The organism is Streptomyces sp. HUAS YS2 (assembly GCF_033343995.1).
GTDB lineage: Bacteria > Actinomycetota > Actinomycetes > Streptomycetales > Streptomycetaceae > Streptomyces > Streptomyces solicathayae.
This window is the reverse complement of record NZ_CP137573.1, coordinates 7,580,777-7,601,943: the sequence shown is the minus strand read 5'-3', so window position 1 is coordinate 7,601,943 and position 21,167 is coordinate 7,580,777. Positions and strand designations below refer to the sequence as shown.

Below are 21,167 nucleotides of genomic sequence, written 5' to 3'. Positions count from 1 at the left end.
CGACGCTCCCTGCGGCACGATGAACGCAGCCGGAACCGGCGGACACCGGTGCGCCGCGGGGAGTGCCGACAGGGGGCGCGGTATGTGGGAGGCGTTGACGGGGGACGGTCGCTGGGCGCTGGCACTGGTGTGCCTCTCGTACCTGGGCATCGTCTTCATCACCAGCAGGGGGCTCATCGCCGCCCCGCAGTACCGCCAGTTACAGGGGCGTACGGGGGACGTCAGGGCGCAGGCGACGGTCCTCGCGGCCGCCGCGGACGACGACCCCGAACGGGCCGCGGCCATCACGGCGGTCACCGAACGGCTCGACGACCTGGAGCACACCAGCCTGGTCGTCTGGCGGCTGCCCGTCACGCACTGGGTCATCACCATCCCGCTGTCCAAACTGGCCGCCGCCTGGCGCGTGTTGCACAACTGCGAGAGCCGCCTCCTGCGCCTGCAGTCGCCCGAGGAGAACGCCGCCCTGCTGCGGTCCCTACGGCTGCGGCTCGCGTCCTCCGGGCAGCCGGGCGACGCGGAACTCGCGGCGGAGATCGCCGCCGAGCTCGAGACGCGGCCGGCCACGCCCGCCGCGGCGACCGCGCTCGCCGGCGCCGCCACCGAGTACCTCCACGACCGGGAGGACGCGGAGGCGGAGCGGGAGTACGAGCAGCAGCGCACCGCTCTGTGGCTCGCGGCGACCGGCCTCGGCGCCGTCTTCCTGATCGGCGCGACGCTCGACCATCGGCCCACGATGTTGCTCGGGGCCCTGGGCGGCTTCATGTCCCCGACGATCAGCGTGCTGCGCTCCCAACGCCCGGCCTCCTGGGGCATTCTGGTGCTCGCACCGGTCGGCGGGGCGCTCGCCGCCATAGGCGGTCTGCTCCTGGTGCGCATGCTCGCCGATCCGGAACTCACGCTCCTCGGCAACGTCTTCCTGGAGAACTCCTGGGAAGCGCCGACGCGGCCCATCGCCCTCGCTCTCGCCCTGCTCTTCGGCTTCTCCGGAACCCTGTTCTCCCGCCTCGCCCTGACCGCCACCGGCCAACTCGCCCCCACCGCCTCGCAGACCGGCCGGCTGCTCTAGGGGTTGCGGGCGTGCTGCTGGTGGCGGCCTCCGCCCACGAGGTCGGCTAAGACGGCCTGGGCGCGACCGCCGTGGTCACCCCGACCGGGGGCCACTTCGGTGCCACGCCGGACGACCACGTGGAGGTGCCGGAAGCAGTCCGGCTGATCGCCGAACTGCTCCCGGAGCGCGCCGACTAGCGGCGGTAGCGCTGGCTGTCGCTCATCGTCGGAACGGAGTTGTGGGCGGCGAACGCGTTGTACGACGTGCGGTCGCTGTGCGCCTGAAGCCGGCGGTCCTGCTCGATGAGCAGGCCGTCGGCGTTCTCCGTACGGCCGCTCCCGCGCCGCAGCAGCGTCACGATCAACAGCGCCGCGAACGCCCCAAGGACCCCGAACAGAACAAGAACTGCAGTCATGGCCGATCCCCCCTTCGGACCTGGAGCCCCGCAGGGCCCCTCCGTCCGTCTCACAGTAGCCCGCGGGTGATCACCGGGCCAGGGTCCGGCGGTAGCGCAGCTCGTCCAGGACCACGTCGTCGTACGTGTCGTTCTGCACCGCCCCGTCCGGCGCGTAGCCCGCGCGGTCGTAGAAGCGGCGGGCCCGGTGGTTGTCGGCGAGGACCCACAGGAGCATGCCGGCGAAGCCCGCGGCACCGGCGCGGGTGTGGGCCTCGTCGAGGAGGGCGCGGCCGACGCCGTGGCCGATCAGGTCCGGGCGGACGTACAGGGTGTACAGCTCCGCCCAGTCCGGGCCGGGCGCCCCGGCGGCGCCCACCGGGCCGAAGCACGTCCAGCCGACGACCGCGCCGTCCGGGTCCGTGGCGACCAGGTCCGTCGCCGCGCGCCCGGGCTCCGCGAGCCGGGTCCGCTGCCGAAGCGCGTCCTCCGCCACCGTCATCCGGTCCAGCCACGTTCGCGGGACGATCCCCGCGTACGCGCTGCGCCATCCGTCCACCCGCACCCCGGCGACCGCGTCCGCGTCGCTCTCCGTCATCTCCCGGATCCCCACCATGGCGCCACGGTACCGGCAGCGCTTGTGAACCGTGTCACATGCCCGTCGTCCGCAGTGGGCGGGCCGGGCTGGGGTCCGCATAGAGTCGGATCCGCACCACTCACGACCCCACACGAGGAGCACCCGTGACCGAGCCGGCGCCCACCGTCCTGCAGCAGGAGATCGCCCAGGAACTCCAGGTGGCCGACACCTTCGACGCGACCGCCGAGATCGAGCGCCGGGTCGCGTTCCTGGCCGAGCGGCTGACGTCCACGGGCCTGCGCTCGCTGGTGCTCGGCATCAGCGGCGGCGTCGACTCCACCACCACGGGCCGGCTCTGCCAGCTCGCCGTGGAGCGGGCCCGTACCGCGGGGCACGACGCCACCTTCTACGCGATGCGGCTGCCCTACGGCGTGCAGGCGGACGAGAAGGACGCGCAGCTCGCGCTGGCCTTCATCGCCGCCGACCAGGTCATGACGGTGGACGTGAAGCCGGCCTCCGACGCGGCGCTGGACGCCGCGGTCGCCGGCGGGCTGACCTTCCGGGACGCCCACCACCAGGACTTCGTGCAGGGCAACATCAAGGCCCGGCAGCGCATGATCGCGCAGTACGCGGTGGCCGGCGCCCACGACGGTCTGGTCGTCGGCACGGACCATGCCGCCGAGGCGGTGTCCGGCTTCTTCACGAAGTTCGGCGACGGCGCGGCCGACGTGGTGCCGCTGACCGGGCTGACCAAGCGCCGGGTGCGCGCCGTCGCGGACGCGCTCGGCGCGCCCGCCGAGCTGGTGTGGAAGACGCCGACGGCCGACCTGGAGACGCTGGACCCGGGCAAGCCGGACGAGGACGCGCTCGGGGTCACGTACGACGACATCGACGACTTCCTGGAGGGCAAGCCGGTCGGCGAGGCGGCGTTCGCGTCGATCGTGCGCCGCTACCGCCTCACCGAGCACAAGCGTCAGCTGCCGATCGCACCCTGACCCTGCGCCGTCGGCCTCCGACCGCCGGCCCCCGGCGTCAGCGCCGCGCGTGCAGGGTGCGGGCGACGCGGGGGCCGAGCCAGCGCTTCAACCGACGCAGCGCGTCCAGGCGTTCGGCGGCCCGGTCGATCCGGTAGTAGAGCTGCGGCGGGACGTACGGCAGCAGCGGGGAGTGCCGCTGGCCGAGGAGCGCGAACATCCGGTCCGGCGCCAGGCCGATGTAGCGCGGCAGGTTCTCGTACCACTGGGCGCTGTGGCGCGCGGCGCTCTGCACGGACAACAGTGCGGAGCGCCGTTCGCGTTCGTACCGGGCGAGCGCGGACGGCAGGTCGGGCACGTCCCGGAGCGCCTCGGCCAGTGCGACGGCGTCCTCCAGGGCGAGCGTGGTGCCTGCGCCGATCGAGTAGTGCGTGGTGTGCGCCGCGTCGCCGAGCAGGACGACGTTCCCGTGGTACCAGGTCTCGTTGGTCAGGGTGCGGAAGTTGAGCCACTGCACGGCGTCGTCGGCCTGGGCGCGGCCGATCAGCGGATGGCCGTCGAGGACGTCGGCGAACAGCTTCTCCAGGGCGCCGAGTCCGTCGGCCTCGTTCATGTCGTCGAGGCCGAGTCCGCGCCAGGTGTCGGGGGCGCACTCGACGACGCAGGTGCTGTGGTCGCCGCTGAACCCGTAGGCGTAGCACCAGATCCAGCCGTGCTCGGTCTCGACGAAGGAGAAGGTGAAGGCGTCGAAGACCCTGGTCGTGCCGAGCCAGGTGTAGACGTTGCGGCCGACGTCGATCCGGGCGCCGAAGCGGTCGGCGTGCCGCTCGCGCAGCCGGCTGTTGACGCCGTCGGCGGCCACCACGAGATCGGCGTCGGGGACGTCGTCCGCGCCGATCTCGTGCTCGAACTCGACGCGGACGCCGAGGGAGCGGGCGCGCTCGGTGAGGATGTCCAGGAAGCGGTGCCGGCCGATGCCGAAGCCCTCGTCGCCGTGGTGGGTCGTGGACGCGCCGTTCACGTGCGCGATGCCGTCGCTCCAGCGGACCGAGCTCTCGGCGACGGCGCGGGCCGACTCGGGGTCGTGCGCGCCGAGCCGGTCGAGCAGGCCCGCCCAGTACGTCACCCCCCATCCGTACGTCGAGCCGACGGGGTTCCGTTCGTACACGGTGATGTCGTGGGACGGGTCCTGCAGCTTCATCAGGATCGAGAAGTACAGGCCGGCGGGACCGCCGCCGACGCAGGCGACCTTCAAGGGTGCTCCCGGCAATGACACAAGGTGATGGACTGAGAGCGCAGGGTAGCAGCACGTCCGGCGTCGGTGGCGTCCCGACGGAGCGCGTCAGTCGCCGAGGAAGCGTTCGACGGCGGTCGCCAGCTCGGCCGGGGTCTCCTCGGGCGGGTAGTGCCCCGCGCCGTCGATGACTTCGAGGCGGGCGTTCGGGTACCACTGGAGCCAGGTGGCCTCCATGGTGGCGGCGCCGAGCGCGGGGTCGTGGGCTCCGGCCACGAGCAGCACCGGGGTGGGGTTGTCCTTGACCCGCTCGTGGAAGTCGGTGCGGGACCAGGAGTCGAGGTACGCGCGGAACGCGGCCTTGTTCGAGCGGCCGACGGAGCGGTCCACCATGACGTCGAGCCACTCGTCGCCGTGCCGCCCGCCGGTGGTGTTGTCGATGATGGCGCGGCGGTTGCCGGGTTCCTCGGCGGCCCCGGCGAACAGCTCCCAGGTGGCGTCGTCGAGCGGGAACCCGGCGGCGGGCACCGGCGAGACGCCGACGATCGACCGGACGCGGCCGGGGGCCTCCAGCATCATCCACTGCGCCGCCTTCCCGCCCATCGAGTGGCCGAGCACGGAGAAGGCGTCCCAGCCGAGGTGGTCGGCGACGGCGAGGGCGTCCTCGGCGACCTCCTCCATCGTGTACGCGCCGTCGTGGTCGATCGCCTCGCCGTAGCCGCGGCAGTCGAGGAACGCGTAGCTGAACGCGTCCCCGTCGAGATGCCCGCGCAACGCGTCGAAACTGGACCGGTCCCCGAACCAGTTGTGGAGCACGATCACCCGGACCGGTCCGGTGCCGTGCACGTCGTGCGGAAGGATCTGACCTGCCATCAATGTCCCCTGGGGTTGCGGTGGTCGACGCCGACGCCCGAGTGTGACGGGCTCCCCGGGGCGGGTCAACCGCGCCGGGGAGCGCGCTCGGGCGCATGGGCGGCGCGCCGCGCGCCGCCCTGCCGGCCCCTCCCCCGGCCTCAGGGTTCGGTCTGCAGCACCCGGGCGAGAAACGCGCGGGTGCGTTCGTGGGCGGGGTCGCCGAGGACCTGCTCGGGCGAGCCCTCCTCGACGACCCGGCCGTCGTCCATGAACACGACCCGGTCGGCGACGTCGCGGGCGAAGCCCATCTCGTGCGTGACGACCATCATCGTCATGCCCTCGTCGGCGAGCGCCCGCATCACGGCGAGCACGTCGCCGACGAGTTCGGGGTCGAGGGCGCTGGTCGGCTCGTCGAAGAGCATCAGCGCGGGACCCATCGACAGGGCTCGGGCGATGGCGACGCGCTGCTGCTGGCCGCCGGAGAGCTGGGCCGGGTAGCTGTCGGCGCGGTCGGCGAGTCCGACCTTGGCCAGGTTCTCCCGGCCGACGGCGGCCGCCTCCGCCTTTCCCCTGCCCAGGACCCGCCGTTGGGCGATGGTCAGGTTCTCCAGGACGCTGAGGTGCGGGAAGAGGTTGAACTGCTGGAAGACCATGCCGATCCGGCGGCGTACGGCGTCCAGGTCGACGTCCGGGTCGGTGAGGTCGACGCCGTCGACGGTGACGGTGCCGCCGGTGGGTTCCTCCAGGAGGTTCGCGCAGCGCAGCAGGGTGGACTTGCCGGACCCCGAGGGCCCGATGACGCAGACCACCTCGCCGGGGGCGACGGTGAAGTCGATGCCGCGCAGCACCTCGTGGTCGCCGAAGGACTTGCGCAGGTTCCTGATCTCGATGGCCGCGGTCATGGCGCGGTCACCTCGCCTTCGCGTGCTTGGCCTCGAGGCGGCGCACCACCTGGCCGAGCGGGACGGTCACCAGGAGGTAGCAGAGGCCCGCGACGAAGATGGGGGTGGTGTTGGCGGTGGTACTGGCCAGGTCCCGGCCGAACTTGGTGAGTTCGCGCTGCTGGAGCGTCACGCCGAGGAACAGCACCAGCGAGGAGTCCTTGAAGAGCAGGACGAGTTCGTTGGTGAGCGGCGGCACGACGATCCGGAACGCCTGCGGGATCACGATCGAGCGCATCGCGGTGAACTGCGACATGCCGAGGGACCGGGCCGCCTCCAGCTGGCCGCGCGGCACGGCCTGGATGCCGGCCCGGATCGTCTCCGCCATGTACGCCGCCGACACCAGGCCGAGCGCACAGGCGACCTGCCCGTACGTGCCGCCGGGGAACACGAGCCCGGGGAAGGCGAGCGGGACGCCGACCCCGACGAAGATGAAGATGAGCAGCGCGGGCAGGCCGCGGAACAGCTCGATGTACACGGTGGCGACCCAGCGGTACGGGCCGACGGAGGACAGCCGCATCAGGGCGACGACGAGGCCGAGGACGAGGCCCACGGCGAAGCCGCTGAGGGTGTACGCGATGGTGTTGAGCAGGGCGACCGTGATGAGCTCGGGGAAGAGCCTGCGGGCCACGTCGGGTTCGAGGAACTGCTCCTGGAGCCGCTGCCAGTCGGCCAGTGTCACGACGGCCGCGAGGGCCGCCGCGAACACCGCGTACTGGACGGAACGCACGACGCGGCGCCTGCGGCGCGGCGACATGGTCACGAGGCGTCGGCGCCCTTCGGCATGGGGCCGATCCACTGCTCGTACAGCTTCTTGTACGTGCCGTCGGCCTTGGCGTCCGCGATGGCCTTGTCGATCATCTTCAGGAGCTCGGGGTTGCCGTCCTTCTTGACCGCGAAGCCGTACTGCTCTCCGGTGTCGAGGTTGCCGACGATCTCGAACTTGTCGACGTTGGCGGGGTCCTTGAGCCAGTTCTGCACGACGGGGTAGTCCTGCACGATGACGTCGACCTGACCGGTGCGCAGTCCGTTGAGCTCGGCGTCGGAGCTCTCGAAGGACTGCGGGTCGGCGCCGTGCTCGCGCGCGAAGTCCTCGCCGGTGGTGGAGGACTGGGAGCCGAGCTTGAGCTTCTTCTGGACGATCTCCTCGACGGTGGCGGCCTTGACGCCCTTGCGGGCGAGCAGCGCCTGGGTGGCGTCGAAGTAGGGCGCGGAGAAGTCGAGGTTCTTCTTGCGCTCGTCGGTGATCGTCATGCCCGCGGCGGCGACGTCGCAGACGTTGGCGTTGAGGTCCGCGCCGGTCTTGATGGTCTCGAAGGACTTGTCCACGACGACCTGCTTGAGACCGAGGTCGGCGGCGACCAGGTCGATCATCGAGACATCGAATCCGACCACCTTGCCGTCCTTCTCGGACTGGAAGGGTGCGTACGGGAGATGAGTGCAGGTCGTCAGTTGACCGGACTTGACGAGTTTCGCACCCTTGACGGTGGCCCCCTCGTCGCCGCTGCCGCAGGCGGTAAGCGGCGCGGCAAGGACGAGGGGCAGGGATATGGCGGCGATACGGCGGTAGGACAGGCGGAACGAGCTCATGCATTCCCCTTGTGCTGTTGGCCGGAACAGAGCGGATCGACATCGGTCCGCGCTCGCGAATGACGCAAAGGATGTCGGAGTCGATCAGGAAACGCCAGGGGGCGTGGACGATCTACCGGTCGTGGTCCCGGCCCGGCCGTCCGTCGCGCTATCGGTCGCGGAGGTAGTCGAGTCCGGGGTGGACGGCGGTGTAGCCGTCCAGGAGCCGGCGGGCGACGGCGACGGAGTCGACGAGCGGGTGCAGCGCGAAGGCCTTCACCGCGGCGGCGCGCGAGCCGCCGTCCGCGGCCGCGATCACCTCGCGTTCCACCGCCTTCACGGCGGTGACCAGACCGGTCGCGTGGTACGGCAGGGGGTCGGCGGCCAGCGGGTGGGCGCCGTTCGCGTCCACCAGGCAGGGCACTTCGACGACCGCGTCGGCGTCGAGGGCGGCGAGGGTGGTCCGGTTGCGGACGTTGAGGATCAGGGTGGTCCGCTCGTCGCGCGCGACCGCCCGCATCAGGGCGAGGGCGACCTGCTCGTACCCCCCGGACTCCAGGTCCTCGGCCTCGCGTTCGCCGACGCCGGCCACGTCCCGGTTCTCCGCCATGTAGGTGGCCTCGCGCTCGGCGCGGGTGCGGTCCCAGGTACGCCACGCGGGAGCCGCCGGATCGGCCATCTCCGCGTAGAACCGGGCCTGTTGGTCGCGCAGGAACGCGCCCCGGGTCTGCTCGGCCTCCTGGTAGGCGCGGACGGCCTCGCGGTTGAAGTAGTAGTAGTGCAGGTACTCGTTGGGGATCGCGCCGAGGGAGCGCAGCCACTCCGCGCCGAACAGCCGCCCCTCCTCGAAGGATTCGAGGAGCTTCGGGTCGGCGAGCAGCCGGGGCAGCTCGTCGCGGCCGTCGACGTGCAGGGCGCGTACCCAGCCGAGGTGGTTGAGCCCGACGTAGTCGATCCGCGCGCGGGCGGGGTCCGCGCCGAGGATCCGGGCGATGCGGCGACCGAGGCCGACGGGCGAGTCGCAGATGCCGATGACGCGGTCGCCGAGGTGCCGGGACATCGCCTCGGTGACCAGGCCCGCGGGGTTGGTGAAGTTGATGACCCAGGCGTCGGGGGCGAGCCGCGCCACGCGGCGGGCGATGTCGACGGCGACGGGCAACGTGCGCAGTCCGTACGCGATGCCTCCCGCGCCGACGGTCTCCTGGCCGAGGACGCCCTCCGCCAGGGCGACCCGCTCGTCGGCCGCGCGGCCCTCCAGGCCGCCGACGCGGATGGCGGAGAAGACGAAGTCGGTCCCGCGCAGGGCGTCGTCGAGGTCGGCGGTGACGCGTACCTCCGGCGCGTCGGGGACGTCCGCGGCCTGCTCGGCGAGGACGCGGGCGACGGCGGCGAGCCGGCCGGGGTCGACGTCGTGCAGCGTGACGTGGGTGACGCGACCCTCGCGCCGGTCGCGCAGCAGGGCACCGTACACGAGCGGGACGCGGAAGCCGCCCCCGCCGAGGATGGTCAGGGTCACCCGGTGTCGTCGTTCGGCAAGCACACCGTGCACCCTACTGCCCGGTCCGCGGGGCGGTCGTGCGGCGGACACGCCGACGGGGCGGGCTCGGTGGCAGGACGGCGCGCCGGGCGGCGCCTCAGCCTAGGCTGGAAACATGCGGATCACTCCTGCCGAGCGCCGCGGGCTGCTCGGCCACCGTCATCTGCTGGCGCCCGGGGACCGGGCCGGGCTCGTCGAGGACGTGGCCGAGACGCTGGTCGGGCTGCACGCCACCGACGCCGCCAGTGTGGTGCTGTCCGCACGGGCGCGGGTCCGGGAGCCCTCGCCGGTGGACGTGGAGCGGGCCCTGTACGAGGACCGCACGCTGCTGCGGATGCACTGCATGCGGCGCACGCTGTTCGTCGTCCCCACGGATCTCGTGCCGGTGTTCCACCATTCGACCTCCGAGGCGATCGCGCGGCGCGAGCGCGCCGTGCTGCTCAAGCACCTGGCGGCGACCGGGCCGGCGCGCAACGAGCGGTGGCTGAACGCCGCGGAGACGGCCGCGCTGGCCGCCCTGACCCGGCTGGGCGAGGCCGGGGCGGTCGAGCTGACGGCCGAGGTCCCCGCGCTGCAGGAGACGGTCGTGATGTCGCCGGGCAAGCCGTACCAGCAGACGCAGCGGGTGGGCGGCTGGGTGCTGCGGCTGCTCGCGATGGAGGGGCGGATCCGGCGCGGCCGGCCGCTCGGCGGCTGGACGTCCAACCAGTTCCGGTACTCGGTGGCCCCGGAGATGCCGCCGATGGACCCGACGGAGGCGCGGACGGAACTGCTCCGCCTGTGGCTCGCGTGCTACGGCCCCGGCACGCTGGAGGACCTCACGTGGTGGACGGGCTGGCCGAACGGACAGGTCCGCGAGGCGCTCGGCCGGATCGGCCCGGCGGAGGTGGAGATGGCGGAGGGCACGGGCTTCGCCCTGTCCGCCGACCGGCTCGCCGCGGAGCTGGGAACCGACGACGCGGCGACACCGTGGGCGGCGCTGCTGCCCGGCCTGGACCCGGCGACGATGGGCTGGAAGCACCGTGACTGGTACGTCGACCCGGCGCACCGGCCGCTGCTCTACGACAGCGCGGGCAACGGGGGCCCGACGGTCTGGTGGAACGGCGAGATCGTGGGCGCGTGGGCGCAGCGCGCGGACGGGGAGATCGCCTGGCGCCTCCTCGTCGACCGCGGCGCGGAGGCCCGGGACGCGGTGGAGGCTGAGGCGGCGGCGCTGCAGGAGTGGCTGGCGCACCACCGTATGGTGACCCGGTTCCCCGCCCCGCTCACCAAGGAGCTGACGGCCTGACGGACGGCCGTCAGCTGCACTGACATATCGTCAGGCGGCGTGCCCCGCATGACATTTGTCATCGGAATTCCGGGTGCGAGATCGTTCCGGGGGTGGACGCAGGGGTGCGCGGGGCGCGGTGAGGATGGGTCGGGTAGACCACCTCCCACGAGAACAGGACCCGTTCCCCATGCGCCTGACCCGTCCGAGCACCGGCAACGGAGCGACGTCCCGTCCCAGCCGGACGCGCCTGGCGGCCCTCGCCGCCGTGGCCCTGGCGTCCCTGGCTCTCGGGACGCTCCCCGCCCAGGCGGTGGGCCCCGAGGGACTCGCCGGGGCCGCCGCCCCGGTCGCGACGGCCCCGGCCGCCCCGCTGGACCGCGCAGCCCTGCGCACGGCCCTCGACGCCTTCCACGAGGCGGGCATGTACGGAGCCCATTCGACGGTCCGGGACGGCTCCGCGCGCTGGCGCGGCGCGACCGGCTTCGCCGACATCGACACGCGGCAACCGATGCGGGCCGACATGGAGCACCGGATCGGCAGCATCACCAAGACGTTCACCGCGGTCGCCGTGCTCCAGCAGTCGGCGCGCGGCCGGATCGACCTGGACGCGCCGATCGGCCGGTACCTCCCGGAGCTGGTACCCGGCGAGCGGGGCCGGCAGGTGACGGTCCGGATGCTGCTCAACCACACCAGCGGCATCGGCGACTACGTACTGCCGGCGTTCCCCGGCATCCTGGAGGACCCGGGCAAGGCCCTGGACGCGAACCGCTTCCGGCACATCGAGCCGGAGGAACTGGTCCGGCTCGGTCTCGCCGCGCCGGCCGCCGCGCCGCTCGGCAAGCACGCCTACTCCAACACCAACTACATCCTCGCCGGGCTGCTCCTGGAGAAGGTGACGGGCCAGGACGCGGAGGCGTACATCACGCGCAACGTCATACGCCGGGCCGGTCTGAAGCACACCTACTTCCCGGCCTCCGCGAAGCTGTCCGGGCCGCACCCGAAGATGTACGAGTCGTTCTTCGGGCTGATCGAGCCCGCCCGGGACTACAGCGAGTACGACATGTCCTGGGCCTGGACGGTCGGGGCGATGGTGTCGACGCCGTCCGACCTCGCCACGTTCTACCGGCTGCTGCTGAGCGGCAAGCTGCTCGGTGCGGCCGAGCTGCGGGAGATGAAGACGACGGTGCCGGCGTACGACCCCCCTGCGGGCGAAGAGGTGCGCATGCGGTACGGGCTCGGCCTGTACACGCTGCGGCTGCCGAGTGGCGGCTGGTACTGGGGGCACGACGGCGGGGTGTTCGGCGCGGGCACCTGGGCCCTGTCCACGGAGGACGGCCGCCGACAGGCGACGATCGCCTACAACCTGATGAAGTACCAGCGCTACGAGGAGGACGGCACGCCGAAGCCGGACCCCGTCACGAACGCGCTCGTCGCGTACATGGACCGCGCTCTGGGCGCGCCGGCGCGGGTCGGGAAGGCCCCGCAGGACCTGAAGGCGGTGCCTTTCGCCCACGCGACGGTCACGCCCCGGCAGCTCGGCCTCCGGGCCGCCGCCCGGTAGGAGAGGTGAGGGCCGGGCAGGAAGGGTGAGGGCCGGGCAGGAGCGGCCGTCCCTGCTCCTGCCCGGCCCCGTTCGGGAAGCCCGGAAGCCCGCCGGGGTCCTCAGTCCCGGTACGGCCCGCGGGCGGCGAGGCGGGCGAGCAGGCCCTGCCGGTGGGCCGGGTCGGTGGCCAGGTCCAGGGCGGTCCACGCCATGGCGAGACCGCCGTCCAGGACGGCGCGGTCGGCCTGCGGGGTGGTGCCGAAGCGGGTGAACTCCGGGTTGTGCATGATCGTGTCGCCGCAGTCGTAGCCGATCATCGGGTGGATGGTCGGGACGACGTGCGAGACGTTGCCCATGTCCGTCGAGCCGCCCCGGAGGGCCGGGTCCGCGGCCAGGACGTCCCGGCCGAGCGCGCGGGCGGCGGACAGGTAGCTGCGGCCGATGGCCAGGTCCTGGCGCAGGTCGGCGTAGTCGTTGCCGACGGTCTCCAGGGCGAGTTCGGCGCCGGTGGCCAGCGCGCCGGCCTCGAAGCAGGCGCGTACCCGTGCCTGGAGTTCGGCGAGTTCCTCGCTGGTCACCGCCCGGCAGTCGTAGTCGGCGGCGGTGCGGGCCGGGATGACGTTGGCGGCCTCGCCGCCGGAGGTGACGACGCCGGAGACGACGGCTCCGGGGCGCATCTGCTGCCGGTACGCGGCGATGGCGACCTGCGCGATCATCATCGCGTCGGCGGCGTTGACGCCGCGCTCGGGCATCGCGGCGGCGTGCGCGGCGCGCCCGGTGTAGCCGACCTTCCAGCTGCTGATGGCCAGCGAGCTCATGCCGACCGAGTCCTGCGGCGCGGCGTGCACCATCATCGCGGCGGCGACGTCGTCGAAGGCCCCGCCGCGCAGCATGTCGACCTTCCCGCCGCCGAACTCCTCGGCCGGGGTTCCGAGCAGTTTGACGGTGATGCCGAGTTCGTCGGCGAGCGGCGCGAGAGCGAGGGCGGCGGCGACGGAGGCCGCGCCGTTGACGTTGTGACCGCAGGCGTGGCCGATGTCCGGCAGCGCGTCGTACTCGGCGCAGATGCCGATCACGAGCTCGCCGCTGCCCGCCGTGGCGGTGAACGCGGTCGGCAGGTCGCAGACGCCGCGCGTCACGTCGAAGCCCGCGGCCTCGGCGAGGTCGGCGATCCGGCGGGCCGACCGGTGCTCCTCGTAGGCGAGTTCGGGGTCGGCGTGCAGCTGGTGGCTGAGCGCGAGGACCTCGTCCTGACGGCGCGTCACGACGGCGCGGGCCTGCTCACGCAGGACGTCGGTGGTGGCTGCGGCGGTGGTCACGAGCGGGCCTCACGGTGCTTGGCGGTGCGGTAGCACAGGGCGATCGCGGCGCCCACCAGCGAGATGACCACGCAGATCGTCCACGAGGTGGTGTACGCGCTGAGCTCGGGCAGCGCCTCGCCGGCCGGGGTGCGGGCGGCGAAGACGGTGAGCACGGCTGCGGCGCCGATCGAGCCGCCGACGTTGATGAGGAGTTCGTTGATGCCCGAGCCGACCGAGGTCCGGTCGTGCGGCACGGACTCGACGGCGAGCGTCCGGGTGGAGTGCTGCAGGAAACCGGCGCCGAGGCCCGCGACGGCCGTGCCCGCGAGGAACGGGAGCATCGAGCCGTGCCAGGTCAGCGAGACCAGGTAGCCGGCGGCCATCAGGAGCGATCCGGCGCACAGCGTGAGCCGGTCGGAGATCGCGGCGGCGACGGCGGGCGCGGCCAGCGCGCCGAGCGCGAGGGCGAGCATGTTGGGCAGCATGGCCAGACCGATGGCGAACGGGTCGAGACCGAGCCCGTAACCGTGCTCCGCCGGGCCGGTGCCCAGGAACACCGGGTTCGCGACCTGGAGGCCGATCATCGGGAAGGTGAAGGTGAGGGTCACCAGGGAGACGGTGACGACGTTGCGGTGCCGGAACATCCGGACGTCGATCATCGGCTCGGCGGTGCGTAGCTCGACGATCACCCAGAGGGCCGTGACGAGGGCGCCGCCGACCAGGCAGCCGAGGGTGCGGAGGGACGTCCACTCCCAGCCGGGCAGTCCGCCCATCCCGAGCCCGAGCATGACCGCCACCAGGCCGATGCTGAGCAGGACGCCGCCCGCCCAGTCGATCCGGCCGCCGGGCCGCGCCTCGGACTCCGGCAGCAGCGGCCAGGTGACGGCGAGGGCCAGGCCGACGGCGGCGGCGGGCACCCAGAGGGCGGCGGTGGGGCTGTCCACCGAACGGGCCACGAAGCCGCTGGCGACCAGGCCGAAGGCGATGCCGGCGACGAGCGCGGCGACCATGTAGCTGATGCCCCGGCGGCTCTCGGAGTCACCGTTGCGGTTGCGCAGGATGCCGACGAGGAGCGGGAAGAAGCCCGCGAACGCGCCCTGCAGGATCTGGCCGACGAGCAGCACCTCGAAGGACCGGCTCAGGCCCACCAGGACCGAGCCGAGGAGCACGATCGCGAGGTTCCACCGCAGGATGCGGCGGTGGCCGTACAGGTCGCCCATGCGGGACAGCACGGGCGTGAACGCGACGCTGGCCAGCAGGTTCGCGATGCTGATCCAGTTCAGGTCGGCCGCGGTCACCCGGAGGGTGTCGGTGAGGCCCTTCAGCAGCGGCGACAGGAAGCCCTGGGTGATGCCGCTGGACAGCTCCACCAGCGCCACGGCGCCGATCACGGCCGCCGCGGGGGTCGCGCGGACGGCCCGCGCCGCCGGTGGAGCGTGCAGGGTTCCGGGGTCCGTCATACGTACCACCTGTTCGAGGAGGGCCCCGGGGGCCGGGGCAGGAGTGTGCGGGGGGCGGGGGCCTGCGCCGGGCGGCCGGTTCACCGGCGTGCCACGAGGCGAAATCCGCACCACAATGTCGCCAGCGAGCAGGGACTCGGGCAAGAGTGCGCCCCATAATCGGGTGAAGGCGGCACGGAGAGGGGTCCGTGCGGCGGATTCGGGCATCGGGCCGCGACCCGCGGGCGGGCTCGGTCACGTCGCGAGGACGCCTCCGGTGTATGCCGTACGGTCCGGAGCCGGACCGCTCCCCCGTCGTCCCGCCCCTGGAGGTTCCGATGGCGACCGAGCCGCCCGCGTCGGGCGCTCCCGGCGCTCCGCTCGCGCTCGACGCGCTGGACCACGCGGTGCTGCGGGCCCTGCACCGCGATCCGCGGGCGCCGTTCTCCGAGGTGGCGGCCGCGGCCGGGGTCCACGAGCGGACCGTCGCGCGGCGCCTGGAGCGGATGACCGCGAGCGGCGCGGTGGGGTTCACCGCGGCACTGATCCCCGAGTACCTCGGCGAGGGCGTCACCGCCGAGCTGGCAGTCCGGTGCGCCCCCGGGCGGGTGCACGAGACGGCGCTGGCGCTGGCGCGCAGTCCGGAGGCGCGGTCCGTGGAGGTGGCCACCGGCGCGCTGGACGTGTTCGCCGAGCTGAACGTGCCCGACCACGACGCCCTGCTGACCCTGGTCGACGCGGGGATCGGCCGGCTCGACGGAGTCGTCGACGTGCATTCGTCGGTGGTGCTGCGGCTGCTGCTGACGGCCAGCGACTGGGCGCCGTACGACGACGAGCCGACGGACGTGCGGCGGCACGCGATCGAGGGCCGCGCGCTGCCGGAGCCGATCGTCGTGGACGAGCTGGACCGTCGCCTGGTCGCACTGCTGCACGACGACGCCCGGATGTCGACGACCCGCCTGGCGCGCGGGCTGCGGGTCGGCGAGACCACCGCCCGTCGCCGCCTTGCCCGCCTGATGACCTCGCACGTCCTCCACCTGCGGCTGCACGCGGAGCCCACGGTGCTCGGCTACCCGGTCGAGGCGCGGTTCCGGCTGGCCGTGAGCCATGCGCGACTCGACGGCGCGGTGCGCCGGCTGGCCCGGGAGCCGGCGGTCCGCCACCTGGTCGTGACGACCGGTACGACGACGCTGCTCGGCTACGCGAGCCACCGCTCGACGCGCGACCTGCACGACTTCACCGCCCGGGTGCTGGGCGGGCTGGAGGGGGTCGCGTCGGCCGAGGTGGCGGTCCTGATGCGCACGTACAAGCGGGCGGGGTTCGCGGACGGACCCGAGCGCGCGCAGCCGCCGCATCCGGGGCCGCGCTGAAGCGGGTCGCGCCGAGGCGGGTCGGCCCGAGGGGTCGCCCGAGGCGGGTCGGGGTCAGGAGGCGAAGCGGGCGACGTCGGTGATGTTGCAGCTGACCGGCCCTTCGACCTGGGTCAGGCTCTGCGCACGGTCCTGGGATGCCTGGTCGGGTGCGAGGTTGTCCACGGAGGCGTTCGCCTCCGCCACCCGGGTGCCGGAGGCGGTCACGAACTCGATGCTGATGACGTAGTCGCTGGTCTTGCTGCTGCGGTTGGTGACGGTCAGGTCGGCGCGCGGCCAGCGTGTGTCGCCGTCGACCTCGCAGGCGGTGATCTCGACGTCGGCGGCGGGTCCGTCACCGGGCGGGTTGTCCACCGTCCGCTCGACGACGACGATCGCCACGATGATGCCGACGACGGCGAGGACCGCGAGGCCGCCGAGGACCAGCGCGACGACGAGCCAGGTGTTCGTCCGCTTCGGAGGCCGCGGCGGCGGCGCGGCCCAGCCGGGCACCTGCGGGCCGGAGGGGCCGGACGGGGGCGGTCCTTCCGGCGGGCGGGGGCCCCAGCCGGGCGGGGGCGGAGTCGTCGGCATGCGGGACCTCCCCTGCCGTACGGCGTGGCGGCGGCACGGGCGGGCTCGTGCGGGGCTCGCCCCGCCCGGGGCCGTCCTCCCCTCCAGCGTGCGCCGGGCGGCGGGCCGCCGCATCAGCGGCCCGTGGCGAGTGTCGTGCACGAGAGCCGAACCCGTCCTCAGCCGCGCTCCCTCTCGTGCAGGGCGCCCAGGTAGACGCCCAGCAGGATGAGCGGAGTGCCGAGGAGGAGGGACGCGGTGAGGGGTTCGTCGTCGAGCCAGGCCGACAGCAGGATCGTCACGACGGGGACGACGACGAAGAGGTACGCCGCGCGGGACGCGCCCCAGCGCTGGATGACCATCAGGTACAGGACGAAGGTCAGGACCGAGCCGGCCACCACCACGTACGCCAGGGCCCACCAGGTCGCGGCCCGGTCGGGCAGTTTCCAGGTGTCGCCGGCCGCGGCGGATCCGGCGAGGAGCAGGACGGCCGCGGCGGACATGCCGACGGCGTTCATCGTCACCGGGTGGACCTTGGGCAGCCTGCGGACGAGCACGATCGACTGGGAGAAGGACAGGACGGCCCCCAGCATGGCCAGCAGCGACAGCGTCGGCACCGAGCCCTGGAACGGGCGGGAGACGACGCCGACGCCGGCCGCCGCGCACAGGGTGCCGATCCCGGCGAGCAGATGGAACCGTTCCAGGCGCTGGGCCACGGCGAGCAGCAGGGTGACGAGGGGGACGAGCGCCAGGAGGGTCTGGCCGAGGCCGGCGTGGATGCGGACCAGGGCGTAGTAGGCGAGGGCGAAGGTGACGCCGAAGTTCAGGACGCCGAAGAGGACGACGCCGGCGAGGGCCCGGCCGCGGGGCGGGCGGAGGCGGCGGAAGGCCATGACGGCGAGCAGGATGACCGAGGCGGCGCCGAATCGGAGGAACGCGCCCCACAGAGGGTCGAGTTCGCGGTTGCTGAAGCGGACGCCGACCGCGTTCCCGCCGGCGAGCACCACGCACGCGGCGAACAGGGCGAGCGCCGCAGGGTCGGGGGCACGCTGCATCGGGCCACCGTAGCCGCGGTGGTACGGGTGGCCTGGTGGGACACGTCGTCAGGTCGTGGTGTGGACCGTCCGGACGAACGCGCGCAGTTCGGCGCCGTCGGCCGCGGTCCGCCAGACCAGGCCGTACGCGAGGGGCGGGGCGTCGTCGAAGGGCACGTACACGACGCCGGGCCGCGGATGGTACTCGGCGCCCCGGGCCGCCCCGGTGGCGACGCCCCGGCCGGCGCCGACGTGGGAGAGCACCTCCTGCCAGGACGCGGCGACGGGGCCGCGCGGGATCGGCCGGCCGGAGGGGGTGCGGCGCGGGAAGTGGGCGTCGAGCCAGTAGGCGGGGTGGGGACCGGACGCGGTCACCAGGGGTACGTCGGCGAGGTCTTCGAGGGAGACGGCGGTGCGGGTGGCGAGCGGGTGGCCGGCGGGGACGAGCAGGACGCGGGGCTCGGACCAGAGCACGGGGCCGGTGGTCAGGCCGGGTTCCCGGACGGGGAACGCGGCGAGCTGGAGGTCGAGCTCGCCCTCGAGCAGGGGGCGGAACGCTCCGTCCAGCTGGACCTCCTGGATGTCGATCGCGCAGTCGGCGGCTGCGTCGTGGCGGCGGAACGCCTCCGCGGCGCGGGCGACGCGCTCGCCGCCCCACGGGGTGGAGAAACCGACCCGCAGGGTCGTCGCCGGGCCGCGGGCCGCGGCGGCGGCCCGGGCGAGCGCGGTGTCGATCAGCTCGCGGGCCGGGCGGAGGTCCTCGTACAGCCGGCGGCCCACGTCGGTGAGGTGCACGCTGCGGCTGGTGCGGTCGAACAGCGGCGTCCCGACGCGGCGTTCCAGCTTCTTGACGGTCTGGCTGATCCGGCCGGTGGTGACGCCGAGCCGTTCGGCGGTCCGGCCGAAGTGGAGTTCCTCGGCCAGCGTCAGGAACGCCTCCAGTTCGATGCGTTCGAGCACCGCCCGCCTCCGATCGTTGAACGTGGCTAAACGAACGTTCCATTCTCGCACCTTGATCGGCCGTGGCGCGCGGCGGAGCCTGGTGCGTACCTGGTGCGCCCACACCGCCCGGTGCGCGCCCCGCCCCCCTCAGGAGGACCCTCCGCCGTGCCGACCCCTGCCCGTACGCCCTCCCCCACCTCCGCTCCGCCGGTGCCGGTGCTCGTGCTCGCCGTCGCGGGCGCGGTGACCGTCGCCAACCTGTACTTCCCGCAGCCGCTGCTCGACACCGTCGCGCGCGGCCTGGACGTGTCGGCGCAGACGGCCGGGATCGTCGCGGCGACAGGACAGTTCGGCTACGCGGCCGGGCTGCTGTTCCTGGCGCCGCTCGCCGACCTGGTGGACCTGCGCCGGCTGACGACCGTACTGCTCGCGCTGACCTGCGGCGGGCTGCTGGTCGCGGCGGCCGCGCCGAACGCGGTGACCCTCGTGCTCGCCACCCTCGCCGTCTCGACGACGACGGTGTTGCCGCAGATCCTCGTGCCGGTCGGCGCGTCGCTTGCGGGCCCGGAACGTCGAGGGCACGTGGTCGGGCTGATCGGGCTCGGCCTGACGCTCGGCTCGACCCTGTCCCGCACGGTCTCGGGTGCGGTGGCCGACGCGAGCGGCAGCTGGCGCGCGGCGTACGTGCTGTCGGCCGCCCTGACCGGCGCGGTGCTGCTGTTCCTGCCGCGTGCGCTGCCGACCCGACGCCCGGCCCCGGCGTCCCCGGCGCCGGTCTCGTACGGGCGGCTGCTCGCCGGTCTGCCGGGGCTGCTCGCGGCGCACCGGGAGGTGCGGGTCGCGGCGCTGCTCGGCGCGTCGGTGTTCGCCGCGTACAGCGTCTTCTGGGCCGCGCTGTCGTTCCATCTGGCGGCGCCGCCGCTGGGGCTCGGCGCGGGGGCGGCCGGGCTGTTCGGCCTGGCGAGCGTGCCGGCCGCGCTGCTCTCGGCGGCCGCGGGGCGGCTCGCCGACCGGCACGGCCCGACGGTTGTCAACGCGTGGGCGTTCGGCTGCGTGGCCGTCTCGCTCGCGGTGATGGGGTTGCTGCCGCACGCGCCTGCCGCGCTTGCCGTCGGCTGCAACCTGCTGGTTCTCGGGACCAGCGCGAGCCAGGTCGCCTCCCAGGCGCGGGTCCTCGCCGTGGGGAAGGAGTCGGCCGCCCGCGTCAACACCGTCTTCATGCTGGCATCGTTCGGCGGCGGTGCGCTCGGCACGCTGACGGCGTCCTGGCTGTACGGGTCGTACGGCTGGACGGCGACCCTGCTGGCCGCCGCCGCGTTCCTGGCGATCGGCGCCCCGGCCCTCCTGCGGCGCGCCCGGGCGCTCGACCGGCCCACCGCGCGGGCAGGCGGGCGCAGTTCACGCTCCCCTGTGCACGTGGGCGGCCGGGTACGAGGGTCAGTCGGCCTTGGCGTAGGCGCCGATGCCGCCCCAGTCGACGGCCACGCACGGCTCGTCGCCGAGGACCCAGGCGTCGTGTCCCGGCTCGACGTCGAAGAAGGCGCCGGGGGTCAGCTCGGCGGACGTGCCGTCGTCGAGGACCACCTTCATGCGGCCGCTGACGACGTAACCGACGTGATGGGTCATGCAGCTCTCGGTGCCGACGATCGGCTTGACGTGCTTGGACCACTGCCAGCCCGGCTCGAAGACGGACCGCCCCACCGGTCCCCCGTCGGAGACGATCAGGTCCATCCTGCCCTTGCCGTCCTCGAAGCTGCGGGTCTCGTCCGCGGAGTCGAAGGTCTTGCTGACGATTCCGGTCATGGTCATCCGCCTCCGGCGGTGCGACGAACGGCCCCGAGTCCAATTCCAGGCTACGCCGGGGACGGCCCGGCGGCGCGCCCGATTTGGGCACTGTGCGCAGATTCGGTGGCCAAATTCTGTACGAATCTCTTAAGGGGCAGATCTACACATAAAGGCCAGATAAGAGCACAATGAAACAGCGGCATCGTGCCGCCACACGGCCAGACGGTCAGACGTCCGAAGGAGGCGAGTCGTATGGCCGACGTCTCTCACCGTCCAGGTGATATCTCGGGACACCCCGACGCATCGGAAATGCGAGAGCGTTACGCCCGCATGCTGCAGACACGAGGTGTCGCGGCGGTGGAGGAACTGGTGATCCTCGCCGGAATCTACGCCGCGGTCTCCGCATGGACGGTCCACTTCTCCGCAGCCAAGCCCGAACTGGCCATCAGCAACCTGATCGTCGGCCTGGGCATCGCGGCGCTGGGGCTGTGCATGTCGATGGTTCCGGAACGCTCACAGGACCTGAACTTCGTCGTCCTGTTCCTCGGTGTTTGGCTGATCGTCTCTCCCTGGGTGGTTTCCCGGGACGCCGGTACCGGCGCGATCCTCTCCAATGTCATCACCGGCGCATGCGTGTGCCTGTTCGCCCTCGTGGCGGGCGGCCTGCTCATGAGCAAGTCGAGAAATACGGTCTGAAATCCGATCTCCTGCACCGACGGCGTCGCACTCCACGAGCGGAGCGCGACGCCGTTCGTCACGTCAAAACCAGACACAACATCCCCCAACGACCAGTTCTCGGTAA

20 protein-coding genes are annotated in these 21,167 nt (G+C 73.1%); 7 read left to right on the top strand and 13 right to left on the bottom strand.

Features of this window, described 5'->3' with window-relative positions; genetic code table 11:
* Nucleotides 1-82: 82 nt before the first annotated feature.
* Complete coding sequence (locus R2D22_RS34695) at nt 83-1,066, top strand: hypothetical protein (RefSeq protein WP_318109202.1); 984 nt, start codon at nt 83-85, stop codon at nt 1,064-1,066.
* Between the two features lie 175 nt (nt 1,067-1,241).
* Here the strand turns inward: R2D22_RS34695 and R2D22_RS34690 are convergent, their stop codons facing one another.
* Both R2D22_RS34690 and R2D22_RS34685 read right to left on the bottom strand, forming a co-directional pair.
* Complete coding sequence (locus tag R2D22_RS34690; protein ID WP_318109201.1) at nt 1,242-1,463, bottom strand: hypothetical protein; 222 nt, start codon at nt 1,461-1,463, stop codon at nt 1,242-1,244.
* Between the two features lie 70 nt (nt 1,464-1,533).
* Complete coding sequence (locus R2D22_RS34685) at nt 1,534-2,058, bottom strand: GNAT family N-acetyltransferase (RefSeq protein WP_318109199.1); 525 nt, start codon at nt 2,056-2,058, stop codon at nt 1,534-1,536.
* A 125-nt stretch (nt 2,059-2,183) separates the two neighbouring features.
* On the opposite strand from R2D22_RS34685, the gene nadE reads away from it, so the two are divergent.
* A complete protein-coding gene (gene nadE, locus R2D22_RS34680) occupies nt 2,184-3,014 on the top strand; it encodes an ammonia-dependent NAD(+) synthetase (RefSeq protein WP_318109198.1) in 831 nt (276 codons plus the stop codon).
* Nucleotides 3,015-3,051: 37 nt separating this feature from the next.
* On the opposite strand, the gene R2D22_RS34675 is transcribed toward nadE, so the two are convergent.
* From R2D22_RS34675 to R2D22_RS34650, 6 genes are all read right to left on the bottom strand, one after another.
* Entirely contained in the window at nt 3,052-4,248 is a 1,197-nt protein-coding gene (locus tag R2D22_RS34675) for an FAD-dependent monooxygenase (protein ID WP_318109195.1), read from the bottom strand.
* Between the two features lie 87 nt (nt 4,249-4,335).
* Nucleotides 4,336-5,100, bottom strand: a complete 765-nt coding sequence (locus tag R2D22_RS34670; RefSeq protein ID WP_318109193.1) for an alpha/beta fold hydrolase — start codon at nt 5,098-5,100, stop codon at nt 4,336-4,338.
* A gap of 140 nt (nt 5,101-5,240) precedes the next feature.
* On the bottom strand, nt 5,241-5,984 hold the full coding sequence (locus R2D22_RS34665) for an amino acid ABC transporter ATP-binding protein (RefSeq protein ID WP_318109190.1): 744 nt from the start codon (nt 5,982-5,984) through the stop codon (nt 5,241-5,243).
* A 7-nt stretch (nt 5,985-5,991) separates the two neighbouring features.
* Nucleotides 5,992-6,780 (bottom strand): amino acid ABC transporter permease, encoded by a 789-nt coding sequence (locus tag R2D22_RS34660; RefSeq protein ID WP_318110157.1) that lies wholly within the window; start codon nt 6,778-6,780, stop codon nt 5,992-5,994.
* A gap of 2 nt (nt 6,781-6,782) precedes the next feature.
* On the bottom strand, nt 6,783-7,613 hold the full coding sequence (locus tag R2D22_RS34655; protein ID WP_318109189.1) for an ABC transporter substrate-binding protein: 831 nt from the start codon (nt 7,611-7,613) through the stop codon (nt 6,783-6,785).
* Between the two features lie 148 nt (nt 7,614-7,761).
* Nucleotides 7,762-9,108 carry a 6-phospho-beta-glucosidase gene (locus R2D22_RS34650; protein WP_318110155.1) on the bottom strand — a complete coding sequence of 449 codons (1,347 nt, stop codon included), beginning with the start codon at nt 9,106-9,108 and terminating at the stop codon, nt 7,762-7,764.
* A 136-nt stretch (nt 9,109-9,244) separates the two neighbouring features.
* Here R2D22_RS34650 and R2D22_RS34645 point away from each other — a divergent pair, with 136 nt between their 5' ends.
* Together R2D22_RS34645 and R2D22_RS34640 are read left to right on the top strand one after the other, a co-directional pair.
* Complete coding sequence (locus tag R2D22_RS34645; RefSeq protein WP_318109188.1) at nt 9,245-10,417, top strand: winged helix DNA-binding domain-containing protein; 1,173 nt, start codon at nt 9,245-9,247, stop codon at nt 10,415-10,417.
* 169 nt (nt 10,418-10,586) lie between these two features.
* On the top strand, nt 10,587-11,960 hold the full coding sequence (locus R2D22_RS34640) for a serine hydrolase domain-containing protein (RefSeq protein ID WP_318109187.1): 1,374 nt from the start codon (nt 10,587-10,589) through the stop codon (nt 11,958-11,960).
* 101 nt (nt 11,961-12,061) lie between these two features.
* On the opposite strand, the gene R2D22_RS34635 is transcribed toward R2D22_RS34640, so the two are convergent.
* Together R2D22_RS34635 and R2D22_RS34630 are read right to left on the bottom strand one after the other, a co-directional pair.
* The gene (locus tag R2D22_RS34635) at nt 12,062-13,261 is read right to left on the bottom strand and encodes an amidohydrolase (RefSeq protein WP_318109186.1); all 1,200 of its coding nucleotides are present in this window, start codon (nt 13,259-13,261) and stop codon (nt 12,062-12,064) included.
* Nucleotides 13,258-14,703 carry an MFS transporter gene (locus R2D22_RS34630; protein WP_318109185.1) on the bottom strand — a complete coding sequence of 482 codons (1,446 nt, stop codon included), beginning with the start codon at nt 14,701-14,703 and terminating at the stop codon, nt 13,258-13,260. Before R2D22_RS34630 ends, R2D22_RS34635 begins: the two co-directional genes overlap by 4 nt.
* A gap of 260 nt (nt 14,704-14,963) precedes the next feature.
* Here R2D22_RS34630 and R2D22_RS34625 point away from each other — a divergent pair, with 260 nt between their 5' ends.
* On the top strand, nt 14,964-16,052 hold the full coding sequence (locus R2D22_RS34625; RefSeq protein ID WP_318109184.1) for an Lrp/AsnC family transcriptional regulator: 1,089 nt from the start codon (nt 14,964-14,966) through the stop codon (nt 16,050-16,052).
* A 54-nt stretch (nt 16,053-16,106) separates the two neighbouring features.
* Here R2D22_RS34625 and R2D22_RS34620 read toward each other — a convergent pair whose 3' ends face one another.
* The 3 genes from R2D22_RS34620 to R2D22_RS34610 all read right to left on the bottom strand — a co-directional run bounded on the left by R2D22_RS34620 (nt 16,107) and on the right by R2D22_RS34610 (nt 18,598).
* Complete coding sequence (locus R2D22_RS34620; RefSeq protein WP_318109183.1) at nt 16,107-16,625, bottom strand: hypothetical protein; 519 nt, start codon at nt 16,623-16,625, stop codon at nt 16,107-16,109.
* 158 nt (nt 16,626-16,783) lie between these two features.
* A complete protein-coding gene (locus R2D22_RS34615; RefSeq protein WP_318109181.1) occupies nt 16,784-17,659 on the bottom strand; it encodes a DMT family transporter in 876 nt (291 codons plus the stop codon).
* 48 nt (nt 17,660-17,707) lie between these two features.
* Entirely contained in the window at nt 17,708-18,598 is an 891-nt protein-coding gene (locus R2D22_RS34610; protein ID WP_318109180.1) for a LysR family transcriptional regulator, read from the bottom strand.
* A 147-nt stretch (nt 18,599-18,745) separates the two neighbouring features.
* On the opposite strand from R2D22_RS34610, the gene R2D22_RS34605 reads away from it, so the two are divergent.
* Both R2D22_RS34605 and R2D22_RS34600 read left to right on the top strand, forming a co-directional pair.
* Nucleotides 18,746-20,557, top strand: coding sequence for an MFS transporter (locus R2D22_RS34605; RefSeq protein ID WP_318109179.1), 1,812 nt, complete (start codon nt 18,746-18,748; stop codon nt 20,555-20,557).
* A gap of 60 nt (nt 20,558-20,617) precedes the next feature.
* Entirely contained in the window at nt 20,618-21,061 is a 444-nt protein-coding gene (locus R2D22_RS34600) for an SPW repeat protein (RefSeq protein ID WP_318109178.1), read from the top strand.
* Nucleotides 21,062-21,167 lie beyond the last annotated feature (106 nt).